General features: G+C 30.9%; 15 protein-coding genes. All 15 read right to left on the reverse strand.

The genetic code is table 11. The features are described from left to right. Positions 1-47 precede the first annotated feature (47 nt). Positions 48-851 (reverse strand): N4-gp56 family major capsid protein, encoded by an 804-nt coding sequence (locus QH639_RS14875; protein ID WP_281114758.1) that lies wholly within the window; start codon positions 849-851, stop codon positions 48-50. 123 nt (positions 852-974) lie between these two features. Next, entirely contained in the window at positions 975-1607 is a 633-nt protein-coding gene (locus tag QH639_RS14880; protein ID WP_281114759.1) for a capsid assembly scaffolding protein Gp46 family protein, read from the reverse strand. 88 nt (positions 1608-1695) lie between these two features. Next, positions 1696-2613, reverse strand: a complete 918-nt coding sequence (locus QH639_RS14885) for a phage minor head protein (protein ID WP_281114760.1) — start codon at positions 2611-2613, stop codon at positions 1696-1698. Then, positions 2600-4063, reverse strand: coding sequence for a phage portal protein (locus QH639_RS14890; protein WP_281114761.1), 1464 nt, complete (start codon positions 4061-4063; stop codon positions 2600-2602). The genes QH639_RS14885 and QH639_RS14890 overlap by 14 nt, the downstream gene beginning before the upstream one ends. 18 nt (positions 4064-4081) lie before the next feature. Further along, positions 4082-5572: a phage terminase large subunit gene (terL, locus tag QH639_RS14895; protein ID WP_281114762.1), complete on the reverse strand. Its 1491-nt coding sequence runs from the start codon at positions 5570-5572 to the stop codon at positions 4082-4084. A 46-nt stretch (positions 5573-5618) separates the two neighbouring features. Beyond that, entirely contained in the window at positions 5619-6254 is a 636-nt protein-coding gene (locus QH639_RS14900; protein ID WP_281114763.1) for a recombinase family protein, read from the reverse strand. A 183-nt stretch (positions 6255-6437) separates the two neighbouring features. Further along, on the reverse strand, positions 6438-6905 hold the full coding sequence (locus QH639_RS14905; protein ID WP_281114764.1) for a terminase small subunit: 468 nt from the start codon (positions 6903-6905) through the stop codon (positions 6438-6440). A 100-nt stretch (positions 6906-7005) separates the two neighbouring features. After that, positions 7006-7239 carry a hypothetical protein gene (locus tag QH639_RS14910; protein WP_281114765.1) on the reverse strand — a complete coding sequence of 78 codons (234 nt, stop codon included), beginning with the start codon at positions 7237-7239 and terminating at the stop codon, positions 7006-7008. Between the two features lie 146 nt (positions 7240-7385). Beyond that, positions 7386-8099: a hypothetical protein gene (locus tag QH639_RS14915; RefSeq protein WP_281114766.1), complete on the reverse strand. Its 714-nt coding sequence runs from the start codon at positions 8097-8099 to the stop codon at positions 7386-7388. 235 nt (positions 8100-8334) lie between these two features. Then, on the reverse strand, positions 8335-8499 hold the full coding sequence (locus QH639_RS14920) for a hypothetical protein (protein WP_281114767.1): 165 nt from the start codon (positions 8497-8499) through the stop codon (positions 8335-8337). Positions 8500-8605: 106 nt separating this feature from the next. Further along, entirely contained in the window at positions 8606-8842 is a 237-nt protein-coding gene (locus tag QH639_RS14925) for a hypothetical protein (RefSeq protein WP_281114768.1), read from the reverse strand. Beyond that, positions 8835-9812, reverse strand: a complete 978-nt coding sequence (locus QH639_RS14930) for a hypothetical protein (protein WP_281114769.1) — start codon at positions 9810-9812, stop codon at positions 8835-8837. Before QH639_RS14930 ends, QH639_RS14925 begins: the two co-directional genes overlap by 8 nt. A gap of 79 nt (positions 9813-9891) precedes the next feature. Beyond that, the gene (locus tag QH639_RS14935; RefSeq protein WP_281114770.1) at positions 9892-10386 is read right to left on the reverse strand and encodes a hypothetical protein; all 495 of its coding nucleotides are present in this window, start codon (positions 10384-10386) and stop codon (positions 9892-9894) included. 2 nt (positions 10387-10388) lie between these two features. Continuing rightward, on the reverse strand, positions 10389-10574 hold the full coding sequence (locus tag QH639_RS14940) for a hypothetical protein (RefSeq protein WP_281114771.1): 186 nt from the start codon (positions 10572-10574) through the stop codon (positions 10389-10391). A gap of 336 nt (positions 10575-10910) precedes the next feature. Further along, positions 10911-13835 carry a hypothetical protein gene (locus QH639_RS14945; RefSeq protein ID WP_281114772.1) on the reverse strand — a complete coding sequence of 975 codons (2925 nt, stop codon included), beginning with the start codon at positions 13833-13835 and terminating at the stop codon, positions 10911-10913. Between the last annotated feature and the right edge of the window lie 37 nt (positions 13836-13872).

The raw sequence follows: 13872 nt of genomic DNA on the forward strand, positions 1-13872 counted from the left end.
TTATGTATTATTATTTGTTTACATATATGTTTAAAGTAAACGTTTAATTATTTAGTTGTAATTAATTTAACTGCTTTTGATTCATTCTTAAGGGCAACTACATAATGCTGATTAGCAACAAGTACATCTGTAGCAGAAAGAATGTCACGATCTTTCTCTACGTTAGCATCACGTTTAAGGTAGATACCTAAAGCGCCTTCTTTGATAATAAAGTTAGTGTAATTAGTTCCGTCAAAAGGTACTTTATTAGATGTAACTACTTGCGCACCTGCAATCTCCCCAATGACACCAGTCATAAACGCTTTTTCAACGCCTTTGATATACTCTGGACTTTTGCGAATGATAGTCTTTTGATTTGGGTGAATAAATAATACCTTTACTTCATCATCTTCTTCACCAAATTTGTCAATCGCATCTACAATTGCATCATATGAAATTTGCGCCCCTGCTGTATGTTCTAACGTGGCAGTTCCTAGAGCTGTAACACAGTCAGAGTCCACTTTATCAGCTAATGATTTTTCTAATTGCGAATACGTTTCATCAACAGGATCACCATATGCTGACAACATTGTTTCATCTGTTAATTCTACAGATTTAACTGCTTTCTTAACTTTTACTTCCTTTGATTTTGTAGTTAATTTAACTGGTGTAACTGCTACGCCCTCTGCAACATCTTCAGCTTCTCCAATGTAAACGAATGAAGGAATTGTTACAGTGTCACCTGCGTTGTTCACTAAAGTTTGGTCAATTGTTGCAAAAGGTGCGAACTTTAGTTTAGATGGTAATTCAGCCGATAACATATCTGCCATTACCTGTGGATTAATTTGATCTGCTAATTTTGTTTGTGTCATATTGAATATGCACTCCGTTTCTTTTTTGTTTTTAGTATTTTTATCTTTAATGTCTTAAAATCCAAAACAAGACAATATAAAAAGGACAGGGGGATTTCACCCAGTCCTTAATAATTTCTGTAATTATTTACTTAATTCGTTATACAAATCTGGATTAGTATTAAATAATTCTGTACGCTCTTTTAGGCTTAATGCGCTGAATTCTTCTTTAGTCATAGCACCGACTTTTTCTGAACCTTGCTTATGTTCTGTACCTTTATTGCGGTACAACTCACCTGTTTTAGCTGTTACAGCATTATCAATGATAAGCTTTAACGTTGATACCTTCTTTATAATTTCTTCCTCATTCTCACCAGTGATCAACTCAGAAGCTTCTAAAGGTAATGATTGTTTAGCTAGTTCAGTTTGGGCAATGAAACCTAACTTCTCTTGTTTCAACAATTCATTCTCCTGTTTGATTTGCTCTATTTCATGAGCCTTACGTTCTTCTTCAGTCATCTTTTCAGTTTTAAATTTTTCTAATTCTTTATCTTTATCTTTCAACTTCTTATTGTAATCACTAGTTAGTTTGTCTGTTTCAGACTTAATCATCTTTTGAACATCTTCCATAGTAATTACTTTGGTTTCTTTGTCTTTTTCATCTTTAGTGTCTGTTTCAGTATCGGTATTTGTTTCCGTATTCGTATCATTTGTTTGTTTATCTTCTGCAAAGAATTGTAAGTCTAAGTCTAATAAATTTTTAATAGGTTTTTTCATAATTAATATAACTCCCTTTATGTTTATTTTTGTATAACATAATTAGTAATACTTGTATGTAAACATATTTGTATTACTTAAACGTTTACTATTTAAGATTCTGTTTCCAATCTTTAAAATTAGTATACTTGATTATTTCACCTTTATTTTGAGCATCCCTTGCTCTACGTACTTCTGGTTCTAATCCTTTAAAGATAGCGATAGTCGTACATCTACAACCCATATCTTCTTTTGGATCGCCAAACTTCTTTGGGGCTTGTGCTTTACGTCCACTTTTTGAAATGAAATAATCATCAATCCCAACAGTTTGACCGTCTAAATGTTGATGCGTTTTTCTAGTCTTACCATCTAAAGTTGAAAGCCATCTTTTATCAATAATGACACCTTTATCTTTAGCATCTTGCATGACCTTTAAATTAGCATCTTCACTCGCTCGATGTGTCTCTTCTTGCACAATTTGCAATGCTTTATTTTTACCAATGCTAATGCGTTCTTTTACATTGTCTATTGTTGTTTTGTAATCGTCACCTTGTACTAGGGCAATCCTAATTGTACTTTTAACACTTTTAATTAATACATTATTATCATCATTAATTGACTCATTCCACTTAATGGCTAGCAAATCATTATAGACAAATGAATTAATTATTTGTGGTGAAAGTAAAGTAAAGATGCTCATTGATGCAGCAGCTTCAATTGCAAATCCACGATAGTAATATGATTCAGTAAAAGTATTGGTAATAGCTTCTTTTGTAATTGTCTCCTGTTGTCTGGAAAGAATCTTAATACGTTCTACAAATGCATCTTCCAATGACTTCAAATAACCATGCTTTTCTACAGCTTCTAAAGTAACAGAACCATCTTCACCATGATCTTCATACATTTTGGAAATTTGTTGACGTAACGCATCCAATTCATTTAGATACAACTCAGCTATCCTACGTTCGTTCTCATTTTGAATGGTACGAATCAGTTTAATAAATTCCTCATATCTACTTGAATTCATTAGTGTTACCTTCTTCTAAATTCTTCATATTATAAAGTTCTTCTACTGGTGTATTAGGATTAGTTAGCTGAACATAAGATGTTTGCTCTTCTCTTTCTAACTCCAATAGTTCATATTCTGGATCGTCAACAGATGTCATCATATTTAAGATTGTACGATGAGACACAATTCCTTTTAACTTTTGTGCAAATCCTGCTTCATAGTCGATATCGGGAGGAACGTTCCTTTTAAATTTAAAGAAGATATCTAAATAGTTAATATTGATATTAATTTTATTCCACGCACTAGTAACGATTTTAAATTGTTCTGTTAGGGAACGTTTGAATTTAGCTTCTAAAGAAATACACTTATCATTTAAATTCTGTAATTTGTATTTCAATGCGATACCACTGAGGTTTCCAAACTTCTCATCATTAAAATTTACACTTTGCGAAAATTGGAAAATGTTATCTTCTACCCTATCTAAGAATGAATCACCGAATTCTGGACTCAATGCTTTTGTTAAGAAACTAACCTTATCTTCTTTACCTAAGTCTAATGCGCCTAATTCCTTCATCTTCTTAACAGTGTCTTCGTTAAGTGCTTTGTCTGAGTTAAATAATAATAGAGACAATGCGAATCCATTCAATTCATTATTGTTATTCGATACTACTTTGTCGTAAGCATCTATGAGTGAAAATACTTTTTCTCCATCAGACATGGATTCCTCATTATTTTGGAAATAAACAAATGGACAGAAATCGAACACATGTTCTTCTGGATTAAGTGTATATTCTTGATTCAAAACGAATCGCTTTTTACTCTTATGTTTCTTGTCAGCATTTTCAACGAAATATGTAATTCCTGAATGATCGTAGAATTCTACGTATGTAACTAACACTTCATCATCGTTGTAATCCTTAAAGAATCGTAAAGCATATTCAACCTCTTTATGCTCATTGAGAAGCACAATTACTTCATTCGTTTTAAGGTTTACAACCCTTGTATAACCTTGTTTATCGGTATAATACTTGCGTACACCATCACCTGCAATACCTAAGATTTTAGTCATTTCACTGTCTAAATCATGCATGTTATTGCGTAGTAAAAATTCAGAAAGAATATTGCTATGTGACTTATGCTTTAATTTAGCCATTTCTGAAATGTCTTTTACATCTTCACTGTATGAATTCTTATCAATACTGTAGTTCACAGGTATCCCAGAGAAATATCCCACTTTGGAATTAACTATTAGTGAAAAGAAATCATTAGCAAGCTTCTCATTTGAAAATGCGTATTCTGGTAGCTTCCGTTTCTTAATTGGAACTTCACCCTCATACCTATTGAAGAGATTATCGACTTCTGTAATTCTTTTTTTATGATCCTGTAATAATTCATCAATCATTTCTGAATTGATTGGAATACCTTTTCTAAGCTTCCTTAGAATTTTATTTTGAATCCTTGTATTCAATTGTTCACCTTCTTATTTTTAATATGAAAATATTGATTTAATAGCTGTAATTGGTTTGCTTGTGTTATCAATCATCTCAACTAAGCCAGTAAGGCAATCTACGCTGTCATCATGACGGTTCTTCTTCATATCAGATTGAAATGTAATAATTGATAAATAAAATTCATTCCATCGATTATTCCAATTTGAAGGGAAGTAAACCAATCGTTCGACTGTACTACTCATAGATAAAATACGAGAAGCTTTGTTTTTAGATTGATGGAAAGTTTCGATATTGATAAGATTGTTATTCTTCTCTTCACGCAATATTCTTGTGACTGAACGAGCGTATCCTTCACCACCATTATTTGACTCAATCGTTACGTCATTCACTTTATTGTCAACAAGCATATCCGCTAACTTCTTTTCAGTAATAGACATACCATCTTTCGTGTAAAGTACATCGAGTACATATAGTTCTTTTTCATATACTCCTGCGATAATTGAACATAAAAAATCATTCCCTTTATCGGCTGTATCTGTATAGCAAATAATTTTTTCGAATACAGGCATACCATTTTCATTACGTGGAATTCGTGAATAGGTTTTAAAGTCACCATATAGTCGTCCAAACGAATCTAAGGGGATTTGTAGCCAGTTTGCTGAGAAGATTAGAGGTGATTGAGTTTCTCTTAAATCAACATAAGTTTCCCAATTACAGTTTTCATCACATAGCATTTCTTGGGTTTCTTCGTTTAAACATGCAGGCATTGTAAGGACATACCAATCATCTGGTTTCTTTTCGATTAAGCGACCACATACATCATTTGTCGCCCATCTAGTTGAAATCATGATCGTTAGTCCTCCCTGAAGTTTACGAGAATAGAAAGTATTAACGTACCAGTTATAAAGTCTCTCTAATTCTTTTTCGTTGAATGCGACTTCAGCCGATTTAATGAGGTCATCAATAATATGAACATTACCTCGCTTACCTGTTGATGATCCATTTGGAGAAGTAGCAACAAAGTTCATATAATTTCCTTCTAATGCCCAATCAGATGAACGATTACTACCCTTTTTAAATTTCACATTATTGAATATGTCATTAAATCCTATTCCTAAACCATCATCTGATTTTTTATTAATAAATTCACGAACATGATTAGAAAACTCTGAAGCAAAATCTTCATTATACGATGCAACCATAAATTGATTCTTTACATCTTTAGCCAATGCCCATGATGTAAAAAGTTTTGCAATAAAGCTTTTACCGAAAGATGGTGGTAGATTTATGGATATATTTTTATAAGGCTCACCATTCTTTTTTAATAATTTACCTTCATAAATATCTTGCAACGTATTACACATTTTAATAGTGTACAATTCCCTTCCTTTCGTGAAAAAATTAGGGTACATTACTTTACAAAAGGCATAGAATGATTCTTGTGCTTCCTTAATTTTGATAATCCTATCCAATTTAATTCTTTCTAATTCCTTTTTTCTTAAATCATCTTCTTTTTCTTTCTTCAAAATTTCATCACCTCAATACGCCCAAAATAAAAAAGCCATATCCAATTTAGATAGGCTTCAAAGTTTGTTCGTATTCTTTTACAATTTTATAAAACGTTGTCTTTGTCATATCTAAGTCTTTAAACGTTTGCGCTGCTGTTTTATTACCTTGTTTCCATTCATTGTAATGTTGGATAAAGGATTCACGCTCAACGTCTGACATTGTACTGTACGACTTCTTAGGTCTACCAAACTTAGTACCACGTTTCATTGCTGATTCAATACCTTCTGCTTGTCTAGTTTTAATACGTGTTCTTTCATCTTCAGCAATCCAAGACAGAACTTGTAAAACTAAATCAGCAACAAATGATCCGACTGAATCTTTATACTTTCTAGTGTCTAATAAAGGCATATCCAATACCACAATATCAGCACCCTTTACCTTAGTAATGTAATGCCATTCTTCCATGATACCGTCTTTATTACGCCCTAAACGGTCTAATGAGTGAATAAAAAGCGTATCACCTTCGCGAATGTCATACTTTAATGCTTGCCATGCAGGACGGTCAAAGTCTTTACCACTTGCTTTATCAATTTTTATATCACGCTCATCTATTCCTAATTCTAACAATGAATCTAATTGTCTAGCTTCATTTTGATCTTTAAACGATACACGTATATATCCATAGTTACGTACTCCCATACCTAATCCCTCCAACTGGTTTAATTGTTAGATTAAGTATAACAAAATAGTTCGTAAAAGTCTATAGATATATACGAACGTTCATATTGATTATAAACACTTTTACGAACAAAATAATCAACGTAGAATTAAGGATAACGAGCATATCAAAAAGCGTTCCAGAAAGTATACTATTACGAACTGCTATTGTTCAATATCTAAGCCGTATTGTTGGCGATATGCTTTTAATTCATCTAATGACATATCCTTTGTTCGTTCTGCTAACTCATCTATCGTATGATGAACCTCTTGCTTACTTGGTGCATTCCATCCAGTCATATTGTTGAGAATCTTAATAGCTTCCATTTGCTGTCCTACTGGATGCTCACCACCGAATGCTATCTGAGTTAGTTTATTAATAACATCCTCACGATCAACCTCAAAATGCTTAGAAGCTAATTGCTGAAGAATGCTTATGTATTTTTTAATCTTATCATCCTTTAAGAGTCGACTCGCTTGGCTATGACTTGACTTATCACTATACCCTGCTAATTTAGCCGATAACGTACCATTACCACCACTTTTGTGATATTCTTCAGCAAATCGGATATGTCTACTATTCATCTTATCTCTTAGCATATCTAACTCTAATCGCAGCTCTTTTTCTTCCATATTCATTCACCACCTTAACACTTTTTCAACATACTACTTGTCCGTATTTACTTCACTAATAACCTGTACATTTCCATATTTATCTAGTGTATACTTCATATCAATTCCCTACCTCCTTTGTAATCATTACTTCAATCATTTCGTTAAAACTTAACTTAGACTTTATAAAATACGTACTGTATTCCATTAATGAATCAAATAACTCACCATTCTTATTTAATCCATGTTCACACGCTTTATTAATTCCATCGTAAATTTCAGACTCTTCAATACCAAAAACATCATGAAGATAATCTACTACTTCACTTACACTGTACGTCATTTCCCATTCCATCCCCTTCAACATCCTTCTAATTTTTCAAATCTGATTTCATCTTGTTATCCCTCTTTTAGGTTAAAATAAAAAAAATAAAACACGTAGCAAGTCCAATAATAAGGAACTTCTACGTGTTTAAACTAAATTTTATTTGTTAAACAAAATTATATTATATTTATTAAAGCATAAGATATTAGTAGTGCAATTATTGGAGTATTAATCCATATTAACGCCACTAAATTATCTCTCCAATTTAATCTTCCTCGAAGATAATCTTTCCCTATTAAAAAACTAAAAATATTCATACATAGTGCAACGATAAATAATATGGGATTAGTATTGCTTAAGTTAGGAAAAAACATGCCTAAAAAATACATTACAGTGTAAGGAATTGTAATCCCCACAATTATTAAAAACCAAATAGCAAAATTATGAACTGTGCGAGAAAAAGAATGTGGAGGATTGTAAATTTTAAACTTTACATACCATTTGTAAGAATTCTCGAAACCTTTTTCCAACTTTTGTCTTTCATCATAGCTCATTAGTTCATAATTTCTAAATTTATCATTAAAATATTCTTCTGGTGGAGGAACTTGAAGCTCATCAAACCATCTTTGAGCACCTTCAATAGTTTTTCCATATTTACAACCAAATCTATCATACCAATCATATCTTATTAGTTGTATATGTTCACAATAGTCTTTAGCTGAAATTACAATATCCCTATCTTTGTTAGCATACATATCTCCACCGCTTATTGTAAAACTAATGTTTTTATATTTAGCATTTAATTTAATTCTATCCTCGATATCTAGAATCCACTGAGGAATATGTTTCTTTCGCATATACACGAGCGATAGTTTGTCTAATTCAATCATCCAATTCACCTTTTCAACTTTGCTTCAATAACAATATAACATAAATATTGGTTAAATCTACATTGATTTCCGGGTAAATTTTAGTAAAACTATCACCTATATCAATTTCTAGTATTCGCTCTAACTACTTAAGCCTCTGTAATTCTTTAGATGTATAAATAGATTTTTTAATTTGCATAATTATTGTCTCCATTTCCTTTTTTAAATTTTTTAGGTTAAATTTTTATGTATTTATTTAAGCATTATGTTTCAATTTAAAAGCCATAAATGCCATCATCTCGGCATATTGTTGTAAGTTATCCAGATTATTAATTTCAATCATCTGATCCAATTTACCTTCTTCTTTTAGTTCGTGAATGGTATAAGCTAATCCCATATACTCATCCAACGTGATTAGCATTTTACCGACTAACACCTTGTCAAAATCTTGTATGTATACTCCATATCTTAACTCCGAATACGTTAACTCTCCTTTGTAGTGCAGTACAATTCCCCCTCTATTCCTTTTATTCTTCTACTACTAAAATCTTATTTGCTTCATTTTTACTAATATTAAAATGTTTTGCTACTTCAGTGGCCAGTGTAGTTTTAACCTCTTTTGCATTTAGATACCTTGTATTAATCTTTGCAATTATTGTTTCTTCTTTAAAATCCTCATAGGATGGGTATATACTTTTTAACGTGGTCAAATATGACTCAATATACGTGTCTAATATCATTAAATTAACTCCTTTTTTAGTCATCGTCATTACTCCGATTTATCTCTAAATCACCCATTTTAAAGTTAACGATTTTAGGCTTCACATACGAAAAATGGTTATAGAGATTATTATCATTATTTAAAAATACATCTACTAATCCTGACGATAATCTAGCAACAATTTCTTCCTCCATAATCTTGTCTTTATCTGTAACTTTTCCGCCTGATAATTGAGTGCGTTTATATATCTCTGATACGTTAATGTCCCACTCTTTAAAAATGCCATGTACAATCTCGTGGAGGAGTGTGTGTAATTTATTATCAAGACTATTTTTACTGTTCAACTCAATTTTTTTGCGATATTTATCGATGTTACCGTATGTATTATCTCCTAAATTTTGATATGATAATTTATACTTGTTGCAACCAATATTAATTTTTGAAAGCATTAATTCTTCATTTCCTCCAAAAAACTCGGTATCAATATCATTATCGACAAAAATTGGAAGAATAGATAGTGCATTAAATTGGTGGGTATAATGCGGGATATGTTCGTATGCCGTTACATGTAATAGAATTTCATGGATGGTTTTGCTAATATCCATAATCAATAATTTTTTATGTTCAAAATTTGACGATGGTACAATTAATTTTGCAGCCATATCTTCAAATATTGCTGTTTCAATACCATCATTAATTTCAATCTGATATTGGATACCTAAAAACTTAAATTTCTTTTCCTCGAATATTGCTTCAAACGATTTGTTTTCTTTAAAAAATTTTAAATAACCTATTTTTAATTGATTAATCCAATGTAATAATGCTAACTCTTTAGCTTCTTTACGCTTTTTGCTTCGGTCACTGTCAATAAGGTAGTATATATTTGCATCTATAATTGCTGACATAATTTCTTTCTCCATCATGTCTCTGTTATTTAACTGTACGTAACTCCAGTTAATAGGAATGACCTTATCGGCTATCTTGATTTCTTTTAAATCTTTTAACTCAACCATTTATTATTTCTCCTCTTGTAATTTTAAATTTTAATGTTATGATAAATAAGTATAATACTGCAAACTTTTAATAAAAACATTAAAGTGTGTAACTATTCCTAAAAGTAATTCGAACACCACTATATCCTTCTTCATCATCTAATACTGAAGTTGAATCAATGTATGTTGGTTTATTTCCCCAGACTCGTTGATTGTTATATAACTCCACTAATCTATCAAGAATCTTAGTTAGCGTTAATCCAATATGTTGATTATCTGCATGTACGTATACATCAAAATTAGTAAATTGATGAAACAACGCAGGGTTAAATGATCCTGTCAAATCGTTTTTAAAAACATCTGGATAGATAAACAAAAAATTAGAACGATTACCATCGAAATCCCCATCTTTACGTTTACGTAATTTGACCACACTGTTGATTACATCAAAATCTCCATTAATATTCGGCCTAGCATCTGTCTCAATAGTTACATCATCATCTCTATGCTCAGCCACATAAAATAACAATCTTAATAGCTGCTCATCACCTATTGCATGTTTGTACATTTCGCTAAACATTCTATGTATACTCATTTTTACCCCTCATATTCTTCTATGTATTTTTTTAGATTATTTTCATTCTCAATATTCATGTTGGCTTTATGCCTAAAAAATTGACTTAATAGTGACGCACTTACATCTATTTCTTGAGCAACATTCTTAGCTTTTAATTTTTTAGTTCGCATAGCAAGATATAATTTGTTACGCTCATCTGGTGTCATCGTTATCAACTCCAATCGTATTTATTAATTTATTTAATGAATTAATTAAAAGAAAAAGGGGGACAGAGAATCTATACAAATTCCCTGTCGCAAATACACACTAATTGAAGGAAATTCAAAAAGTAGCTAAACAAAAGCAAGATATCGAAGTAAATGATCCATCGACTATGTGTTACTAAAAATTTTAAAAAAGGAGAAGAAAATAGTGGGTAGCAAGAGAGCAAGTAAAACTCGCTGACCTCTTACTATATGTTAAACATTTAATTCCTCGCAAATGTATATACACCAATGATTTGTAGGCATTAATTTTATTTACCTGTGAAATTATGATGTATTTCAGGAAAAAACGTTGACAAAATTATCATGGTGTGTTTCGAATAAGAGATTTATTAAACGTACATTCTTTTCTACCTTATCTTTTCGCTTAGATTTATTGGTGTCGCTGTACATATCCTCAATCAAGGTCAATATGGTTTCTGAACTGATTTTCATTTTTGACAATTCTTTACGTGCATTACATGCAATTTCAATCGCTCTATCCATTCGATCTTCCATTTCTAATTTTTCAGCGTTAATGTCGTCAAATTTCTTACTAATAGATTCACCTAATTTATAAAGCACTGGTATTTGATGTCGATTTGAATCTGATCGTTTAATATTAGGATTTAGCAATTTCTTCATATCAATTGTTTTACTTCGATTAGCGTATTTTATTTCACTCAACACTTCTTGCAAAAAGTCCATTGGTGTCAGATAATTTTCGTATATCACTTTTACCTTTTTTTCTTTTTTAAATCGTCTTTCTTCTTCTATTTTTTCAGCTTCTACATATCGAAAGAAATTAGGTTTTATAATGGTAAACTTTTCATGCTTGAAACTTTTACACTCTACTTTTATTATCTTCACTTTATCTACAAGTTTGTGTTTAGCTTTTTTATTCACTTTATATTTAGAAACGATGATTATATCCATTGTATATTTATTTAATTTGTTTCTAATTCCAGTGATTTCAGATTGAATATTTAGATAAAATGAGCGTTTTGCCATATCGATCACACAAGTACTAAGACTACACACTTTATCTATTTCAGTTAAAATTTCTTTTGCGATATTTTTATAATTTAAATTTCGATAAAAGTTATGTATTGATACAGCGTATTGTCCTAAGTTTGCTACTTCTCCTATTAAACGACCACTTACACTAATTTTCTCATCTGCTTCTGCCATAGATTCTGGTGAATATGAGTAATCATTAGCTTGCTTTGGTTTAATCCCACTTACAACCGTCATGTACTTTTCTTTAGCAACCTCTCCCAATTCAATTAACTTTTTATTATTGGATAAGAGCAAGCTGTCGCTGTCAAAGTCACTTCCACTGGTAATTTCTTGCAACAACGTTTCAATTGCATTGACTACTACCACGTTTTTGGTTATTGGCATGTAATCCGAAATCATTTTATTGTATGTATTTTTAGCCATATATAAATTTGAAGGTGAAGTATGTGGATTTCGATGCCCTACTACATCATCACAAAAAGGAAATAGTGTAGTGTAAACTTCATCACCTTTTAATGTGATTGGTTTTAAAGCTTCCTTATCTAACAACCCTAGTGCATGATATGCCAACTCAATTGGGTTTGAACACATCACAGTGTAGTCTGCATCCTTAATTTTAATAGAGCCACTTTTCAATTTTTTTATATAACTATTTACTTGAGTAGCACGAAACTTTTTGAACATTTTTGTATACTGCGTTTCATTATTTATTTTGTATAGATTTATGTATAGTTGATTTGAGTTGTTATCATTAGACGTTTTATCAATGTAATCAATAAAAACGTCAATATTATTTTTTAATTGTTCTATGTAATTCAATTCATCTAAAGCCAATACTTTGATATCCTCTTTCGTGGCAATTAAAGTATTTAAAATCTGGTATGAAAGGCGGTTTACCGAATCTTTATCTTCCTCTAAAAATGAATGGGATGATTCTTTTTCATGCTTGCACACTCCAAATATTTGACCATCTTTTCTAACGGCTTTTTTCCAATGTTCATACATTGCTTTCTCAGCTTTAAATTTTTTCTTATCGGATAATTCTTTATAATCTGTATAAAATTTATCAACTGTTTTTAAATATGCAAACTTTAAAAATTTACAACTATTAGGAGTAGTTATCATTTTTACATTACTAGCCAAAATGGGATTACCGTACATATCTCTTATAATCCAAGTATCAAAATCAATACCTAACTCTTTCGCCTTATCTCTTAAAAATTTTTGTATTTTGAACGAAAATCCAGCAGATTTAAACATATGTTGCCGTAGCAGGATAAACGAATAATCTTTCCCCTCAAAAAAGGTGTCATGGTCGAGCAATGATTCTCCATCCCATATGTCGTTTTCTATTTTTTTATTTCTATAATTTACTTCTAACTTTCCATTTTTTTCAGTTTCTACAACTTTTACTTTTCGTTCGAAAATGGATTTAACATCATCTACAAGTAAAATATTATCTACATCTATATGTACTGTTGACTCTAACCCTGAACCTATTAAACTTTCATACGCTCGTAAACTCACGATATCTGTCGGGGCATTCTCTTTGAATGTTAATCCCATTCGTGACCATTTTTGCATAGGTTCTAATAAATCTTTATTAATAAACAAACATTCGCCTTTTCTACTTTTACTGCTGCTTCTCTGAAATAATACATATGTAGTTTTACTTTTCTTAACTTCACCTGTTCTTTTATTCTTTTTTTCGGTAGTAACTGTAAATCCATTCTTGTATAAGTATGAACGTAGAATACCTTTTGATTTTTCTTCCCACTTTTTTTCTTTAATTTCAGATTCAATACGTTCAATATATTTCTCTAGATTTTCTATTGATTCCTCTAACTTTTTTATCTTATTCTCATCATCAGTAGCCTTCACGAGATAATTTTTAATTTTTTTCTTATTTAAGCTAATTTTGAGTTTAGGAAGAATTTCAGCTCCACTCTTAACCTTATTATCGAATTTTAAATTGATTAATGAATTGCTAAGGTATTTCCAATTAACAGGTTCTTTTTTGGTTCCTTCCATAATTAGTTGTTTTTTGTTAAATCCCTTTACATTATCCAATTTAATTGTTTGCAATGAATATGGAATCATACCATTATATTTTGCGCTAAAATATCCTTCTCTCTCCGAATGCTCAAATGCTTTTGAAGCTTGAATACTTCTAATGTAAATCCCTTTATTTTCTTTTTTTGACATGTAATACTCCCTTTCCTTTTTGTGATTTGATTATGTA

The sequence above is a fragment of the Lysinibacillus sp. 1 U-2021 genome (genome assembly GCF_029916965.1).
Classification (GTDB): Bacteria; Bacillota; Bacilli; order Bacillales_A; family Planococcaceae; genus Lysinibacillus; species Lysinibacillus capsici.

Bases quoted from the DNA above. Each gene is read 5' to 3' on its own strand.
- QH639_RS14875 (WP_281114758.1), bottom strand. From the start codon at position 851: ATGACACAAACAAAATTAGCAGATCAAATTAATCCACAGGTAATGGCA.
- QH639_RS14880 (WP_281114759.1), bottom strand. From the start codon at position 1,607: ATGAAAAAACCTATTAAAAATTTATTAGACTTAGACTTACAATTCTTT.
- QH639_RS14885 (WP_281114760.1), bottom strand. From the start codon at position 2,613: ATGAATTCAAGTAGATATGAGGAATTTATTAAACTGATTCGTACCATT.
- QH639_RS14900 (WP_281114763.1), bottom strand. From the start codon at position 6,254: ATGGGAGTACGTAACTATGGATATATACGTGTATCGTTTAAAGATCAA.
- QH639_RS14905 (WP_281114764.1), bottom strand. From the start codon at position 6,905: ATGGAAGAAAAAGAGCTGCGATTAGAGTTAGATATGCTAAGAGATAAG.
- QH639_RS14910 (WP_281114765.1), bottom strand. From the start codon at position 7,239: ATGGAATGGGAAATGACGTACAGTGTAAGTGAAGTAGTAGATTATCTT.
- QH639_RS14915 (WP_281114766.1), bottom strand. From the start codon at position 8,099: ATGATTGAATTAGACAAACTATCGCTCGTGTATATGCGAAAGAAACAT.
- QH639_RS14920 (WP_281114767.1), bottom strand. From the start codon at position 8,499: ATGCTAATCACGTTGGATGAGTATATGGGATTAGCTTATACCATTCAC.
- QH639_RS14925 (WP_281114768.1), bottom strand. From the start codon at position 8,842: ATGACTAAAAAAGGAGTTAATTTAATGATATTAGACACGTATATTGAG.
- QH639_RS14930 (WP_281114769.1), bottom strand. From the start codon at position 9,812: ATGGTTGAGTTAAAAGATTTAAAAGAAATCAAGATAGCCGATAAGGTC.
- QH639_RS14935 (WP_281114770.1), bottom strand. From the start codon at position 10,386: ATGAGTATACATAGAATGTTTAGCGAAATGTACAAACATGCAATAGGT.
- QH639_RS14940 (WP_281114771.1), bottom strand. From the start codon at position 10,574: ATGACACCAGATGAGCGTAACAAATTATATCTTGCTATGCGAACTAAA.
- QH639_RS14945 (WP_281114772.1), bottom strand. From the start codon at position 13,835: ATGTCAAAAAAAGAAAATAAAGGGATTTACATTAGAAGTATTCAAGCT.